Annotated in this window: 13 protein-coding genes and 1 pseudogene; 6 read left to right on the plus strand and 8 right to left on the minus strand. The window is 71.9% G+C overall.

What is annotated here, in order from left to right:
• Positions 1 to 54: 54 nt before the first annotated feature.
• Together OG599_RS20315 and OG599_RS20320 are read right to left on the minus strand one after the other, a co-directional pair.
• Complete coding sequence (locus OG599_RS20315; RefSeq protein ID WP_327177399.1) at positions 55 to 1005, minus strand: aldo/keto reductase; 951 nt, start codon at positions 1003 to 1005, stop codon at positions 55 to 57.
• Positions 1006 to 1136: 131 nt separating this feature from the next.
• On the minus strand, positions 1137 to 2786 hold the full coding sequence (locus tag OG599_RS20320) for an FAD-binding oxidoreductase (protein WP_327177400.1): 1650 nt from the start codon (positions 2784 to 2786) through the stop codon (positions 1137 to 1139).
• A 310-nt stretch (positions 2787 to 3096) separates the two neighbouring features.
• Between OG599_RS20320 and OG599_RS20325 the strand changes: the two genes are divergently transcribed.
• The 3 genes from OG599_RS20325 to OG599_RS20335 all read left to right on the plus strand — a co-directional run bounded on the left by OG599_RS20325 (position 3097) and on the right by OG599_RS20335 (position 5864).
• The gene (locus OG599_RS20325; protein ID WP_327177401.1) at positions 3097 to 3630 is read left to right on the plus strand and encodes a VOC family protein; all 534 of its coding nucleotides are present in this window, start codon (positions 3097 to 3099) and stop codon (positions 3628 to 3630) included.
• Positions 3630 to 4082: a nitroreductase/quinone reductase family protein gene (locus tag OG599_RS20330; RefSeq protein ID WP_327177402.1), complete on the plus strand. Its 453-nt coding sequence runs from the start codon at positions 3630 to 3632 to the stop codon at positions 4080 to 4082. The genes OG599_RS20325 and OG599_RS20330 overlap by 1 nt, the downstream gene beginning before the upstream one ends.
• A 99-nt stretch (positions 4083 to 4181) precedes the next feature.
• Positions 4182 to 5864 (plus strand): AMP-binding protein, encoded by a 1683-nt coding sequence (locus OG599_RS20335; RefSeq protein WP_327177403.1) that lies wholly within the window; start codon positions 4182 to 4184, stop codon positions 5862 to 5864.
• 119 nt (positions 5865 to 5983) lie between these two features.
• On the opposite strand, the gene OG599_RS20340 is transcribed toward OG599_RS20335, so the two are convergent.
• From OG599_RS20340 to OG599_RS20355, 4 genes are all read right to left on the minus strand, one after another.
• Positions 5984 to 7309, minus strand: coding sequence for an MFS transporter (locus OG599_RS20340; protein WP_327177404.1), 1326 nt, complete (start codon positions 7307 to 7309; stop codon positions 5984 to 5986).
• Positions 7310 to 7595: 286 nt separating this feature from the next.
• Positions 7596 to 8366, minus strand: coding sequence for an SDR family NAD(P)-dependent oxidoreductase (locus OG599_RS20345; RefSeq protein ID WP_327177405.1), 771 nt, complete (start codon positions 8364 to 8366; stop codon positions 7596 to 7598).
• A 201-nt stretch (positions 8367 to 8567) separates the two neighbouring features.
• Complete coding sequence (locus OG599_RS20350) at positions 8568 to 9308, minus strand: HAD family phosphatase (RefSeq protein ID WP_327177406.1); 741 nt, start codon at positions 9306 to 9308, stop codon at positions 8568 to 8570.
• A 70-nt stretch (positions 9309 to 9378) separates the two neighbouring features.
• A complete protein-coding gene (locus OG599_RS20355) occupies positions 9379 to 9981 on the minus strand; it encodes a ScbR family autoregulator-binding transcription factor (RefSeq protein WP_327177407.1) in 603 nt (200 codons plus the stop codon).
• A 293-nt stretch (positions 9982 to 10274) separates the two neighbouring features.
• Here OG599_RS20355 and OG599_RS20360 point away from each other — a divergent pair, with 293 nt between their 5' ends.
• On the plus strand, positions 10275 to 11219 hold the full coding sequence (locus OG599_RS20360; protein ID WP_327177408.1) for a ScbA/BarX family gamma-butyrolactone biosynthesis protein: 945 nt from the start codon (positions 10275 to 10277) through the stop codon (positions 11217 to 11219).
• Between the two features lie 166 nt (positions 11220 to 11385).
• Here OG599_RS20360 and OG599_RS20365 read toward each other — a convergent pair whose 3' ends face one another.
• Positions 11386 to 11871 (minus strand): GNAT family N-acetyltransferase, encoded by a 486-nt coding sequence (locus OG599_RS20365; protein ID WP_327177409.1) that lies wholly within the window; start codon positions 11869 to 11871, stop codon positions 11386 to 11388.
• 49 nt (positions 11872 to 11920) lie between these two features.
• Between OG599_RS20365 and OG599_RS20370 the strand changes: the two genes are divergently transcribed.
• Positions 11921 to 12736, plus strand: a complete 816-nt coding sequence (locus tag OG599_RS20370; RefSeq protein ID WP_327177410.1) for an exodeoxyribonuclease III — start codon at positions 11921 to 11923, stop codon at positions 12734 to 12736.
• Positions 12737 to 12741: 5 nt separating this feature from the next.
• A pseudogene (locus OG599_RS20375) lies at positions 12742 to 13033 on the plus strand (NUDIX domain-containing protein); the annotation flags it as partial.
• A 51-nt stretch (positions 13034 to 13084) separates the two neighbouring features.
• Here OG599_RS20375 and OG599_RS20380 read toward each other — a convergent pair.
• The gene (locus OG599_RS20380) at positions 13085 to 13738 is read right to left on the minus strand and encodes a MerR family transcriptional regulator (RefSeq protein WP_327180108.1); all 654 of its coding nucleotides are present in this window, start codon (positions 13736 to 13738) and stop codon (positions 13085 to 13087) included.
• Between the last annotated feature and the right edge of the window lie 147 nt (positions 13739 to 13885).

Genomic DNA, 13885 nt, shown 5'->3' on the forward strand with positions numbered 1-13885 from the left:
GGCGCGGGCGGAGCGGTTTCCGGCGGGGATCACCCGGCCGGAGTGGAGGCGGGATCAGGCCTCCGGAGCCCCCATCGGGGCGGGCAGGGCGTCGAGTTCGGCGACGTCCTGGGGCGTGAGGTCCAGCGCCGCGGCACCGGCGTTCTGGACGAGGTAGCGCTCGGTCTTGGTGCCGGGGATCGGAACGACGTGCTCGCCCTTGGCCAGCAGCCACGCCAGGGCCACCTGCGCGGGCTCCGCGCCGTGCCGGCCGGCCACGGCGCGCACCACGTCGACGATCGCCTTGTTGTGGGCGAACGCCTCCTCGGTGAAGCGCGGCTGCGTGCTGCGCCAGTCGTCCTTCGGGAGGTCGGCGGGGTTGGTGAAGGCGCCGGTGAGCAGACCGCGGCCCAGCGGCGAGAAGGGCAGGAACGCGATGCCGTGCTCCACCGTGTACGGGAGTACGTCCTCGAAGGCGTCCCGGGTGAAGAGGGACGCCTCGGACTCGACGGCGGCGACCTCGTGGACGGCCTGGGCGGCGCGCACCTGGTCGAGCGTCACGGCGGAGAGTCCGAGCGAGCGGATCTTGCCCTGGCGGACGAGCTCGCCGAGCGCGCCCCAGCTCTCCTCCAGCGGGACCTGCGGGTCCACCCGGTGGAGGAAGTACAGGTCGATGTGGTCGGTGCCCAGGCGGCCGAGGCTGGCCTCGACGGCGGCGGTGAGGTGCTCGGGGCGGCCGTTCAGGCCGAGCCCCTCCTCACCCACGACGAGACCGCCCTTGGTGGAGAGCACCGCCTCGTCGCGGCGGCCCTTGAGCGCACGGCCGACGAGCTCCTCGTTGGTGAAGGGGCCGTACACGTCGGCGGTGTCGATCAGGTTCACGCCGAGGTCGAGGGCGCGGTGGATCACCGCCGCCGAGGCGTCGTCGTCCCAGCCGTGCGGGTCGTAGCCGAAGGACATGCCCATCGTGCCGAGACCGATGCGGCCTACCGAGGGGCCCGAGGTGCCGAGGGTGGTGGTGCGCATGGGAGTTCACTCCTTGTGGTGATTTTTCGGTGGCCGGCCGAAAAGCGGCCGGCGTTGCGGGTGCGTGGGGGTGTGGGGGGCGGTGCGCGGGTGGGGGCGGGCCGGGCGTGATGCCGGCCGGCCGCGCGGGGTCAGGGCTGGATCGACTGCCGGTGGTGGAAGACGTTCTGCGGGTCCCAGGCACGCTTCACCTGCTGGAGCCGGGCGTAGTTGCCCTTCCAGTACAGGTCGTGCCACGGCACCGCCGAGGTGTTGAACGCCGCGTCCGACAGGTCGCCGTCGGGGTAGTTGATGTAGCAGCCGTCCGTCACGCCGTTCGGCACCGGCACGCCGCCGGTGTCGCCGTAGACGTCCCGGAAGGCGTCGCGGACCCAGGCGATGTTCTTGGCGTCGTCCTTGGCGTCGTACCAGAGGCTCTCGAAGTTGGCCTTCATGATCGCGTCACGCTGGGCGACCGCGGTGGCCGTCGGCGAGACCGACGAGATCCGGCCGCCCGACGCGGAGAGCACGACACCGCTCAGGGGGCTGGGGCCGTCGGTGCTCGTGAGGTGCCGGTACATGGCGTCGATCTGCCGCTGGGGCGTGACGGTGCGCAGGTGCGACGACTTGTGGATACCGCGGGTGGTCGGGTCGAGCTGGGTGGGGGAGATCGAGCCGATGTAGCGGGTGGCCCGCAGCCAGGGCAGCAGCCGCGTCGTGGTGTACGCCGAGTCCACCACGCCGGACGGACGGGAGGTCGCGGAGCTCAGGCCGAGGGCCTGGTCCATGCCCGCGAGGAAGTCGGAGACCACGGCCGCCGCGTCGGGCAGCGAGGCGTCGATCTGGACGACGGCTCCCATCGAGCCGCTGTCGCGGTGGTTGAGCATCAGCCACGAGTACAGCGACCCCGCCGTGGTGCCCGGGGTGTTGTGGGTCTCCAGCCACCGGCCCCAGTAGGTGACGAGCCGGCTGAACCCGTCCTCGGTGACCTTCTCCCACGGCCAGTTGGTCAGCGTCGCGTACACCTGCGACGGCGCCTTCGGCAGCAGGTTCTCCGGTGTGCCGGTGGCCCCGGGCGTCCGGAACCAGAACCTGGTCACGATGCCGAAGCTGCCGCCGCCACCACCCGTGTGGGCCCAGAACAGGTCGCGCAGCGCGGAGTCCGAGGAGTCCCGCGCGGCGACCACGCTGCGGACCGAGCCGTCCGCGGCCACCACGACGACCTCGACGGCGTGCAGGTGGTCGACGGTCAGGCCGTACTGCCGCGACAGGTTGCCGAAGCCGCCGCCGGTGATGTGCCCGCCGACGCCCACGCTGTGGCAGATGCCGCCGGGTATGGTCACGCCCCAGCCGTCGTACAGCGCTTCGTAGACGTCGAGCAGCGTGGCGCCGCCGCCGACGGCGAAGGCGTTCATGGCCCGGTCGAAGGTGACGTCGTTCATCAGCGCCAAGTTGATGTTGATCTTCACGTCGGCGTTGAAGACGAAGTCCTCGAAGCAGTGCCCGCCGCTGCAGACCGACAGCTGCTTGCCCGCGGTGACGGAGTCGCGGACCGCGGTCACCACGTCCGCCGTCGTCCTCGGGAGCACGATCTTGTCCGGGCGGGCCTGCCAGCGCTGGTTCATGCCGGAGGAGAGGTCGGGGTAGCGGGAATCGGACGGTGCGACGGTGACACCGGTCGAGCCGGCCGCAGCCGCCGCGTCCGTCTGGGCCGCCCGTGCCGCCGGAGCCGTCGCCACAGCGGCGACCGCGGCGGCGAGAGCGACTCCCGACCCCGCGCCGACGAACTGTCGACGCTTCATTTCATTCAACATCTTCGTCGTTTCCTGGTGTCCGGTTTAGATGAATGGAATTCCAGCCCGTGAAACACAAGCGAAGGGCTGATGGAGGGGCGGCTCTGTCCGTTCGATTGCTCCGCGCCGGACCACATACCAACAGGAGTCCACGCGCCGGCGCCAACTCCTCGAATCCACTTCGGCAGGTCCGGACACTTTCGGAACTCGGCCTTGTCCGGGAGGACTCGGGGACGCACTCTCGTGCTGGCCCGGGCTCACGCACGGGCGACACCAGGCCGGGCCGGCCGACGGCCCGGCCCCTGAGGACGGAGTCCCGTTGAACAAGATCCCCGGAGCACGCGCCGTGCACCACCTCGCCTACACCGTGCCCGACCTCGACCAGGCGGTGGACTTCTTCACCGAGGTGATCGGGGCCGAACTGGCGTACCGGCTCGGCCCGGTGGAGGACACCGAAGGCACCTGGATGACCGAGAAGCTCGGCGTGCACCGCGATGCCTCCGCGCAGATCGCCATGTTGCGCCTGGGCCCGACGACCAACCTCGAACTCTTCGCCTACACCGCGCCCGACCAGGACCGCACCCAGCCGCGCAACAGCGACTGGGGCGGGCACCACTTCGCCCTGTACGTCGACGACGTCGACGTGGCCGCCGCGTACCTGCGCGAGCAGCCCGGCGTCACCATCCTGGGAGAGCCGGAGACCATCGTGGACGGACCGATCGCCGGCGACCGGTGGGTCTACTTCACGACCCCGTGGGGCCTCAACATGGAACTCATCAACATGCCGGCGGGAATGCCGTTCGAAAGCACCACGGAAACCCGCCTCTTCCACCCCGAAGGGGCGTGGAACTGATGACGGAGAACACGGGCACCGTCGACGAGACGGTCAACAGTAATTCCTTCAACCGGAGCGTCATCCAGGAATTCCGGGAGAACTCCGGAAAGGTCGGGGGGTTCGGCGACATTCCGTTGCTGCTGCTCACCACGGCGGGCCGGCGCAGCGGCCTGACGCGCACCACGCCGCTCGTCCACCTGGAGCGCGACGGCCTGCACATCGTGTTCGCCGCCAACGGGGGTTCCCCCGTGCCGCCCGGCTGGTACCTGAATCTCGTCGCGGCCGGCCAGGGCGTGGTGGAGGTGGGGACCGAGCGGTTCCCGGTGAAGCCCGTCGCCGTACCGGAGGCGGAGCACGAGGAGTTGTGGGAGCTGCAGACCGCGCAGGACCCGAACTTCGCCACCTTCCGCGACAAGACGGACCGGGCCATCCCGGTCGTCGCCCTCGTCCCGGTCACGGACGCCGGCTGATCCCGTCCCGGGCGGCCCGGACCACCGCCCGCCCACAGGGGCTTGCGGGGAAGCGACACCTTGATTCCCTGCAAGCCCTTACCCCAGGAGGAACCCCGCATGACCACGCACAACTCTGCCGAGTTCCGGGCCGCCCGGGACTTCCTGCTCGCCCACCGCGAGGACTACGACACCGCGTACGCGGGCTTCCGCTGGCCCCGTCCGGAGCACTTCAACTGGGCCCTCGACTGGTTCGACGTCATAGCCCGGGACAACGACCGCCCGGCGCTGCGCATCGCGGAGGAGGACGGCACCCACCACTGCCACACCTTCGCGGAGCTGTCCCGGCGCTCGGACCAGGTCGCCAACTGGCTGCGCTCGCACGGCGTACGGGCGGGCGACCGGGTGCTCGTCATGCTCGGCAACCAGAAGGAGCTCTGGGAGTCGGCGCTGGCCCTGATGAAGCTGCGCGCGGTACTCGTCCCCACCACCACCCTGCTCAACGGGGTGGAGCTCGCCGACCGGCTGGAGCGGGCCGAGGTCGGCCACGTCCTCGCACGGGCGGAGGACCACGCCACGTTCGCCGGGGTCGCGGGGGACCGCACCCTGTTCGCGGTGGCGGGCGACGGCGAACAGGTCCCGGACGGCTGGCTGGACTACCGGGAGTCGTCCGCGGCACCGGCCGACTACCTGCCGGACGGACCGACGCGGGCCGACGACCCGCTGCTCCACTACTTCACCTCCGGCACGACGTCCAGGCCGAAGCTCGTCCAGCACACCCACGTCTCCTACCCGGTCGGCCACCTGACCACGATGTACTGGATCGGGCTGCGCCCCGGCGACGTCCACCTCAACATCTCCTCGCCCGGCTGGGCCAAACACGCCTGGTCGAGCCTCTTCGCACCCTGGAACGCCGAGGCCACGGTCTTCGTGCAGAACTACACGCGTTTCGACGCGGGCCGTCTGATGACCGAGATGGACCGCGCGGGCGTCACCACCTTCTGCGCACCACCCACCGTGTGGCGGATGCTCATCCAGGCCGACCTGGGGCAGCTGCGTACACCGCCGCGCGAGGCCGTGGCGGCCGGAGAACCGCTCAATCCCGAGGTCGTCGAGGCCGTACGGCGTTCGTGGGGCGTGACGGTGCGCGACGGTTTCGGCCAGACGGAGACGACGGTGCTGGTGGCCAACACCCCCGGCGCTCCGCTCGTCCCCGGCTCGATGGGCCGGCCCAGCCCCGGGGTCGTCGTCTCCCTGCTCGACCCGGAGACGGGACTGCCCGCCGAGTCGGGCGAGATAGCGCTGCGGCTCGATGCCGCGCCCGTGGGCCTGATGACCGGGTACGCGGGCGATGCCGTGCGCACCGCGGAGATCATGGCCGGCGGCCACTACCGCACCGGCGACCTCGCGGAGCGGAGCCCCGACGGGCGTCTGACCTACATCGGGCGGTCCGACGACGTGTTCAAGTCCTCCGACTACAAGATCTCCCCGTTCGAGCTGGAGAACGCGCTGCTGTCGCACGAGGCCGTGGCGGAGGCCGGTGTCGTGCCCGCCCCGGACGCGCTGCGGCTGAGCGTGCCGAAGGCGTACGTCGTCCTGGCCGAGGGCTGGGAGCCCACCGCCGACACGGCCAAGCACCTCTTCGCCCACGCGCGCGCGACACTCCCCCCGTACAAGCGGGTGCGGCGCATCGAGTTCGCCGGACTGCCCAAGACCCTCTCGGGGAAGATCCGGCGGACGGAACTGCGCGACGCTGCGGAGCGCGGCGACGGGCTGGAGTACCGGGAGGAGGACTTCCGCTGACGGAGCCGCCCCCGGTGTCCGGCCGGGGGACGCCGTGCGCCGATGCCCTGCCCACCGTCCGGTACGACGGTGGGCAGGGCATCGGCGCGTCGCTGCACGGGGCGTCGCCCCGCGGCGCGTTACCGGGGAGCCGTCGGAGCCGGGTGCCCGGCCGCCGGGCTCTCCGGCGCGGGGTGCCGCGGCGCCGGATGTCCGGCCGCGCGGGCCACGGCCTCCGGCCGTTCGGGCGCCGCGGGCCCGGCGTCGTGGCGGGAGAGCCAGGTCAGCGGCAGCGTGAGCACGCAGATGGCCGCCGCCGCGAGCGGCAGGGCCGAGAACCCTTGGGTGGCGGTGATTCCGCCCGCGACCGCGGCCCCCGCCGCGATCCCGGCGTTGCCCGCCGACGCCCCCAGCGTCGCCGCGAGGTCACCTCCCGGGCCGGCCCGGCGGATCGTCCGGAGCTGGAGGGCGGGTGCGAGCCCGAACCCGGCGAGGCCCCACAGCGCCACGCAGATCCCGGCGCCGACGGGCCGCGGGCCGAGCTGGTGCAGCACGGTGAGCGCGGCGGCCAGCACCGCCGTCGCCACGACGACGGTGGGACCGGCCGCGCGGTCGGCGAAGTACCCCCCGACGGCCGTCCCCACGGAGCCCGCGGCCCCGAAGACGAGCAGGTACACGCTGACGGCACCGCCCTGGACGCCCACCACTTCCTGCAGGTAGCCGCTCAGCTGCGTGAAGGCCGTGAACATGCCGCAGAAGACCAGCACGGCCGTCGCCAGCAGCGCCAGGACCGGTGCCCTGGCGACGTGCCGGAACTGCCTGGCCGGCGACGACCGGGGGCCGTCGTCCGCCCCGCTCGGCGGCACCACGGCCCGGACCAGCAGCAGTGCCGCGCAGGCGAGTACGGCGATGGCGAGGAACGCGTGCTGCCACGGCAGGACGTGGCCGACGTACGTCGTCAGGGGCACCCCGAGAAGGTTGGCGACCGCGATCCCGCCGAACACGACGGCCACCGCACGGCCCTTGCGCTCCGCCGGGACGAGGCTCGCGGCCGTCGCGCAGGCGACTCCGACGAACAGGCCGTGGACGGCTCCGCCGAACGCGCGGACGAGGAACACGGCGGTGAAGCCGGTCAGGACGGAGGTCAGGGCGTTGGCCGCCGCGTAGGCGCCGAGCGCCGCGCAGAGCAGCAGCCGACGCGGCAGGCGGAGCGTCGCCGCGGTCAGCAGGGGCCCGCCCAGGCAGACGCCGAGCGCGTACGCGGTGACCAGCAGTCCCGCCGTGGCGGATCCCACGTGAAGGCTTCCGGCCATCTTGTCGAGCACACCGACCACGGCGAACTCCGCGGTACCGACCACGAAGGCGCTGAGCCCCAGTACGGCGAGGGCCCGGGTGCCCCGGTCCCCGGCCGCCCGGGCAGAACCCCCTCCGCCGCCACCTCGTGCCCCGTCTCCCGTATCCCGCATCTCCACTCCACTCCTCCGGTCGCCCACCCCGCGCCGCTCAGGCGTCGGTACCGGCCAGCTCACCAGCGACGCGCCCCGCTGTCCCCGCCGACTGACCCAAGTCGTCGCGGAGCGGCGGAAGTCGGGGGGAGACGCGGTGTCGAGGACGGGAGCGGAACCGGAGCCGGAACCGGTACGGAGCGGAAGGGCGCCGGGAACACGGGTGAGGCGGGAGCGGGAACACGGGGAGAGGGGAACACGGAAGGCGGGAGCCGGGGGAGGGGGCGCCGGGGGAGCCGGCGGGCCGTCAGGCGGCCGTGGCGCCTCCGTCGACCGGCATCGCGGCGCCGGTCACGAAGGAGGCGCCGTCGGAGCAGAGCCAGAGAGCCGCCGCGGCCACCTCTGCGGGTGAGGCCATCCGCTTCTGCAGCGCGTGGGAGGCGAATCGCTCCTCCAACCCGGCGTCCTGCGCGATGACTTCGTCCATCATCTCGGTCCGGGTGGCCCCGACGACCAGGGCGTTGACCCGGATGCCCGCGGTCCCGTAGTCGGCCGCGGCGGCGCGGGTCATCCCCAGCACGGCGTGCTTGGCCGTCACGTAGGCGGCGCTGGCGCCGGTGGCCCGGGTGGCGGCGACGCTCGCGGTGTTGACGATCGCGCCGCCCGACTCCTGCGCCAGCATGACGGGGATCTGGTGCCGCAGGCAGTTCCACACGCCTCGCACGTTGACGTCCATGGTGCGGTCGAAGACGTCGTCCTCGATCTCGTGCAGCCGGGCTCCGGCGGTGGCGTACCCGGCGTTGTTGAACGCGCAGTCGAGGCGTCCGTAGGTCTCGACGGTCCGTTCCACCGCCTTCCGTACGCTCGCCGGGTCCGTGACGTCGCTCTCGACCGCCAGGGCCCGCCCGCCGGCGCCGGTTATCCGGTCCGCGAGCGCGCGCAGCCGGTCGCCGCGCCGAGCGAGCAGGACCACCGCCGCCCCCGCGTCGGCGAAGGCGAGGGCCGCGGCTTCGCCGATGCCGCTGGAAGCGCCGGTGATCATGGCCACCCTGCCGGACAGCAGGTGCTGGTCGCTCATGTTCTCTCCGCTGTGAGTCTGTACTGGCCGGATTGGAGTTGCCGTGCGGCCGGAGGGCCCGGCGCACACGGCGGGGTAGGGACGTGCCGCCCGGGAACGGCCGAGCCGTCCCGCGCGACGGGGATGCGCCCGACGGGCGGACGGGCCCCGCCGGGGCGGGCGAGCCGGTCGGCGCCGACCGGCCGGAGGTGCGCGCGCCGCTCAGGCCGTCCGGGCCGGCACCGGTTCGAGGGACGCCTCCCGGGCGCCCGTCCACACGGTGCCCCGGGCAGCCTCGGAGTCCAGGGTCCGCACCAGGTGCTCGTCGATCTCGTCCAGGGACGACACGAGGTGGCGCACCCCGGCCTCGTGCATCAGTTGGCGCTGGAAGCTGTGCTCGTACGAGGTGGGGCGGCCGATGAAGGGGACGTCCAGCTCCCGGGCGGCCTCGGCCACCCGGGCGACGTCGTCGACGAACAGCACCTCGCCGTGGTCCAGTCCGAAGACCTCGGTGGTGATCTCCCGGATGCCGGGCCGCACCGTGTTGGTGCACACGTAGCCCGGACCGTCGAACAGGTCGGCCCAGGTGCCGAGGAACCGGTCGAAGTGCGCGGCGGACAGGCCCCCGTAGCAGACCGTCCGCAGCCCCTGCGCGCGCAACCGCCGCACCAGGGCGATCGCTCCCTCGTCGACGACGACGGGATGGTCGACGAGGTAGGCGTCCCGTTCCTCGAAGTAGGCCGCCAGCGCCTCTTCGCCGGTCAGTTCCTGCGGCACCGCGGCGGCCATTCTCTCCCCGGCCACGTGCTGCGGCTGGGAGAAGATCTCCCGTTCGGTCGCGGCGGAGTAGACGCCGCCCCGGCCGACGACGAAACCATGGATCACCGGGCTGAACGTGTCGTTCAGCAGCACACCGTCGATGTTGAGGGCGGCCAGCCGAAGTAGGCCCAGGTCGTGGGACATCGCTTCTCCTGATACTGGATTTCCGGATCGAGGGCGTGCCGGACGCCGGTGTGCGGCACGGTGCTCGGGGTCAGGCGACGAGGGCGCGCAGGCGCTCGTGGCTCACATCGGTGCGGGAGACGATCGAGGGCACCGCGACTCCGGGGAGCAGCAGGCGCCACATCTTCATGGTGCGGTCGCTCAGGTCCTTCCGGCCGCTGACCACCGCGGAGAACATCTGCATGCCCGTACACGCCGCGGTGACGAACTCGCCCAGTTCCTCCGGGGAGACGCCGGCCTGGAGTTCGCCGTTGGCCTCCGCCTGGCGCAGGCACTCGGCCATGATCCCCGACCACGCCTGGTACGGGGTCGCGTCGGCCGTGCCGAAGGTGGACTGTTCGCCCGTCAGGCGGACGCCCGCGCGCAGCAACGGGTCGACCTGCAGCTGGTGGGACCAGGACAGCGTGATGTCGACCAGACGCTGCATGCCCGCCGAGTTGAGCTTCGGGACGATGGTCTGGGGCTGTGCGTTCATCACCGCACGCGCCAGATGCTCCTTGGAGTCGAAGTGGAAGTAGAGGGCGCCGGTCGTCAGGCCCGCCCGCTTCAGGATGAGGTTGATGCTCGCCCCGGCGTAGCCGAACTCGTCGAAAGCCTCGGCGGCCGCACGGAGAAGCTCTTCCCGCGTGTGCACCGCTCGCTCTTGTTTGGGGCCAGACACAGAACATCACCTTCCAGAAAAACGGAACGAATCTTATGTAGTTGGTTCGTCGACCGTGCTCACCCCCCTCCTGGGGCTCGATCATAGGGGCTAAGAAGCAGTACTGGCCCCGGCGCCCCCCGTCCGTTGACCAGAACGCTCGCTATGTTTTACCAGATCTTGACTCTACAAAAAGCGAATACTCCTTATGTTTAGGGCCGCGGAGCCCGCACGTTTCTCGCTTCGTTGGATTCAGACGCACATCTGACATCACAGGGGGACACCTCATGCTCGGCAGCACCCTGAGCAGAACGCCCGACGAGTACCGGCAGGACGAGTGGACCCGACCGGTCTCCGCGGCCGAAGTGCACAAGGCGGACCCGAGGGAGCAACTGCTCGTCGGCTGGCGGCCGACCGGGGCGGACCGGTTCGCGATCGACGCCCGGTGGCCGGCCGGGCACCGGTTCTACGCCGGCCCCCGGGGTACCCGGGACCCGCTCCTGCTGATCGAGTGCGTGCGGCAGGCGATACCGATGCTCTGCCACGCCGCGTACGGCGTTCCCCAGGGCTTCCGCCAGGCGTGGTCGGACCTCCGGTTCGTCTTCGAGCCCGCGGTGCTCGCCTCCAGGGGCGTGCCCGCGGACGCCGAACTCGACGTCGTGTGCACCGACATCGTGCGGCGGGGCACCCGCATCGCGGGGATGACGATGTCCGTGCAGGCGTCGCTCAAGGGCGTCCCGGCGGCGCGGGTGCAGACCCGCTTCTCCAACCAGTCGCCGGCGATCTACGAGCGGCTGCGGGGGGCCTACACCGTCGAGGAGGCCCATGCCCGCGCGCTGGCGCCGGGGCGTCCGGTGCCGCCCCCGCTCGTCGGCCGTGAGCGCGCCGCCGACGTGGTGCTGTCTCCGTCCCCGGCACCCGACCGCTGGTACCTGCGCTCCGACCTGAACCACCCGGTCCTCTTCGACCACCCCGTGGACCACGTGCCCGGCATGCTGCTGCTGGAGGCCGCACGGCAGGCGGCGCTCGCGGCCTCGCCGCAGCGGTCCGCGGTGCTGGGCATGAGGACGGTCTTCAAGCGGTACGCGGAGTTCGACACCCCCTGCGTCGTCGTCGCCGGGCGCGCGGGCGCCCCGGCCGGCCCGGAGGGCTCCCGCGTCACGCTGGTCACGGTCGAGCAGAACGGCGCGCGGATATTCGCCGCCGAGGTGTCCACGGCCCCCCTGGGCTGAGGTCCGCCGCGCCGGGCCCGGTCGCTCACCCGGCCGGTGTCCCGCCGCCTCCGCCCCGCACGGGCGGGGGCGTGCGGGGCGGGGGTCCGGGGTGGGGCCCGATCCGGGGCCGGGGCCCGACCGGCCGTCCCTCCCCCGCGGCCGGAGCGCGGGGCGGGTGCGGTGGTCAGGCGTCCTGGAGTGGCTTCGCCATGCAGATGCTGTTCTCGTACGTCCGGTAGTGGCCGAACTTCTCGCAGACCGTGTAGCCGCTCGACGTGTACAGCGCGATGGCCTCGGGCTGCTTGTCGCCGGTCTCCAGGACCATGCGCGTGCGCCCGGCGCTGCGGGCGTCCTCCTCCAGCATGCCGAGGATGCGGCGGGCGAGACCTCGGCCACGTCCCTCGCGTATGACGAACATCCGCTTGAGTTCGGCGTCGCCGTCGGCGTAGCCCTCTTCGTCCTGTTCCATGGCGCGCCAGCCGCCGGTCGCCACCGGGCGCTCCCGCTCGTCGTAGGCGAGCAGGTACAGGCCGTTCGGGGGCTCGAACATGGTGGGATCGAGGTAGGTCTGGTCGCCGCCGTCCTGGTAGCGCTCGATGTATTCGAGCTGGACCTCGTCGTTGAGCTTGACGGCGTCAGGGTGGTCGTACGACCGGCGCTGGATATTCACGCAGGTAAGCGTACATATGTACGGGACTGCGTTTGGGTACTGTTTCTTGGTGCTTACTGTCACCAGCGTCAACGTGAACGGGCTCCGCGCCGCCGCGAAGAAGGGCTTCGTCCCCTGGCTCGCGGAGACCGGGGCCGATGTCGTGTGCCTCCAGGAAGTACGCGCCGAGGCGGCCCAGCTCCCCGAGGAGGTCCGGGAGCCCGAGGGCTGGCACGTGGTGCACGCACCGGCCGCCGCCAAGGGGCGCGCGGGCGTCTCCCTCTACTCACGGCGTACGCCGGAGCGCGTGCAGATCGGCTTCGGCGGGTTCGGGGTCGAGGGCGCCGAGGAGTTCGACCTGAGCGGCCGGTACGCCGAGATCGACCTCCCCGGCGTCACCGTCGCGAGCCTGTACCTGCCCTCCGGCGAGGTCGGCACCGAGCGGCAGGACGAGAAGGAGCGCTTCATGGCGGCCTTCCTCCCCTATCTGGCCGGGCTCAAGGAGCGGGCCGCCGCCGAGGGGCGCGAGGTCGTCGTCTGCGGCGACTGGAACATCGCCCACCAGGAGGCCGACCTCAAGAACTGGAAGTCGAACCGGAAGAACTCCGGCTTCCTCCCGGAGGAGCGGGAGTGGCTGACCCGGGTCTTCGAGGAGGCCGCGTACGTGGACGTGGTGCGCGCCCTCCATCCGGACCAGGAGGGGCCGTACTCCTGGTGGTCCTACCGGGGCCGCGCCTTCGACAACGACGCCGGCTGGCGGATCGACTACCAGGTGGCGACGCCCGGCCTCGCGGCCCGCGCGGTCAAGGCCTGGGTCGAGCGCGCGGCGACCCACCCGGAGCGGTGGAGCGACCACGCGCCGGTGACGGTGGCGTACGAGCACTGAGCTCCGTGGCCCGAACCGAGTACTACGACGATCCGGGCGCCCCGCAGCTGAACAACCTGGTCGTGGCGGCCTCTGCCGTCGTCACCGACGAGCTCGGCCTTGTACTCCTCCAGCGGCGCCGGGACGACGACCTGTGGGCGCTACCCGGCGGGGCGCGATGGGCATGGGCGATTCCCTGCCCGGCACGGCAGTCCGTGAGGTCGAGGAGGAAACCAGGCCGACTCGCTCCCCATGCACCGCACGCAGCGGCTTCGGGTGCGGGATTACCTGGAGAACCGGCCGACGCCGTACCTCGGACAGCGCGCAAGAAGGTGTCCGTCGCTCAAGTCGGCTTCGGGCGCGGAGGAATCAGCGGGACTGCTCGTCCCCGCCGGCCCCGTCCCCGTCCGTCTCGCGCAGTCGCCGGTCCAGGGCCATCGAGAGCTCGGCGTCCACGACCGCGCGGGCCAGCGGGCGGAGTTTGTCGGTGGGGCTGTCCGCCGCGTGCACCTGGATGACGCGGACGAAGATCTCGGCCAGGGCTTCCGCGTGCTCGCGGATGCGGCGGCCGGTGGAGAGCACGGTGGCCAACGGGACGCCCTCGCGCACCAGTTCGGCCGATACCTCCAACAGGCGACGGCTGATGTGGACGATCTCGTCGCCGTCGGTGGCGAGATAGCCGAGATCGAGGGCGGTGGCGAGGTTCTCCGGGGTGACTTCGCCCTCGAAGTAGTCGGCGAGCTGCTCCGGGGTGAGCCGGACCGGGGTCTCCTCGGTGGGCTCGCCCAGACCCAGCACCTCGGCGACGTCGCGGCCGCTCTCGAAGGTGGCGGCGAGGTCGGCGATGCCGTTGAGGGTGTGGCCGCGCTCCAACAGGCCGGTGATCGTGCGCAGTCGTGCCAGGTGGTGGCTGTCGTACCAGGTGATGCGCCCCTCGCGGCGGGGCGGCGGGATGAGACCGCGCTCGCGGTAGAAGCGCAGGGTCCGCACGGTGATGCCGGCCTCCTCGGCCAGTTCCTCCATGCGGTATTCGCGTTGCTCATGTCCTTCGGCCACAGAGCGAACCTTACGACTTCGCACCGGATGGTGAGTGGGGTCGTCAGCGCCCCGTGACGGCGGTGCGGGCGCGGGCGCGCGCCCCGGCGCCTTGTTGTACCGCCGGTAACTTCC

This window comes from Streptomyces sp. NBC_01335, from assembly GCF_035953295.1.
In the GTDB taxonomy this organism is placed as follows: Bacteria; Actinomycetota; Actinomycetes; order Streptomycetales; family Streptomycetaceae; genus Streptomyces.

Coding starts and splice junctions, on each gene's coding strand:
- OG599_RS20340 (WP_327177404.1), bottom strand. CDS start 7,309: ATGCGGGATACGGGAGACGGGGCACGAGGTGGCGGCGGAGGGGGTTCT.
- OG599_RS20380 (WP_327180108.1), bottom strand. CDS start 13,738: ATGGAGGAACTGGCCGAGGAGGCCGGCATCACCGTGCGGACCCTGCGC.
- OG599_RS20360 (WP_327177408.1), top strand. CDS start 10,275: ATGCTCGGCAGCACCCTGAGCAGAACGCCCGACGAGTACCGGCAGGAC.
- OG599_RS20315 (WP_327177399.1), bottom strand. CDS start 1,005: ATGCGCACCACCACCCTCGGCACCTCGGGCCCCTCGGTAGGCCGCATC.
- OG599_RS20350 (WP_327177406.1), bottom strand. CDS start 9,308: ATGTCCCACGACCTGGGCCTACTTCGGCTGGCCGCCCTCAACATCGAC.
- OG599_RS20330 (WP_327177402.1), top strand. CDS start 3,630: ATGACGGAGAACACGGGCACCGTCGACGAGACGGTCAACAGTAATTCC.
- OG599_RS20320 (WP_327177400.1), bottom strand. CDS start 2,786: ATGAAGCGTCGACAGTTCGTCGGCGCGGGGTCGGGAGTCGCTCTCGCC.
- OG599_RS20345 (WP_327177405.1), bottom strand. CDS start 8,366: ATGAGCGACCAGCACCTGCTGTCCGGCAGGGTGGCCATGATCACCGGC.
- OG599_RS20335 (WP_327177403.1), top strand. CDS start 4,182: ATGACCACGCACAACTCTGCCGAGTTCCGGGCCGCCCGGGACTTCCTG.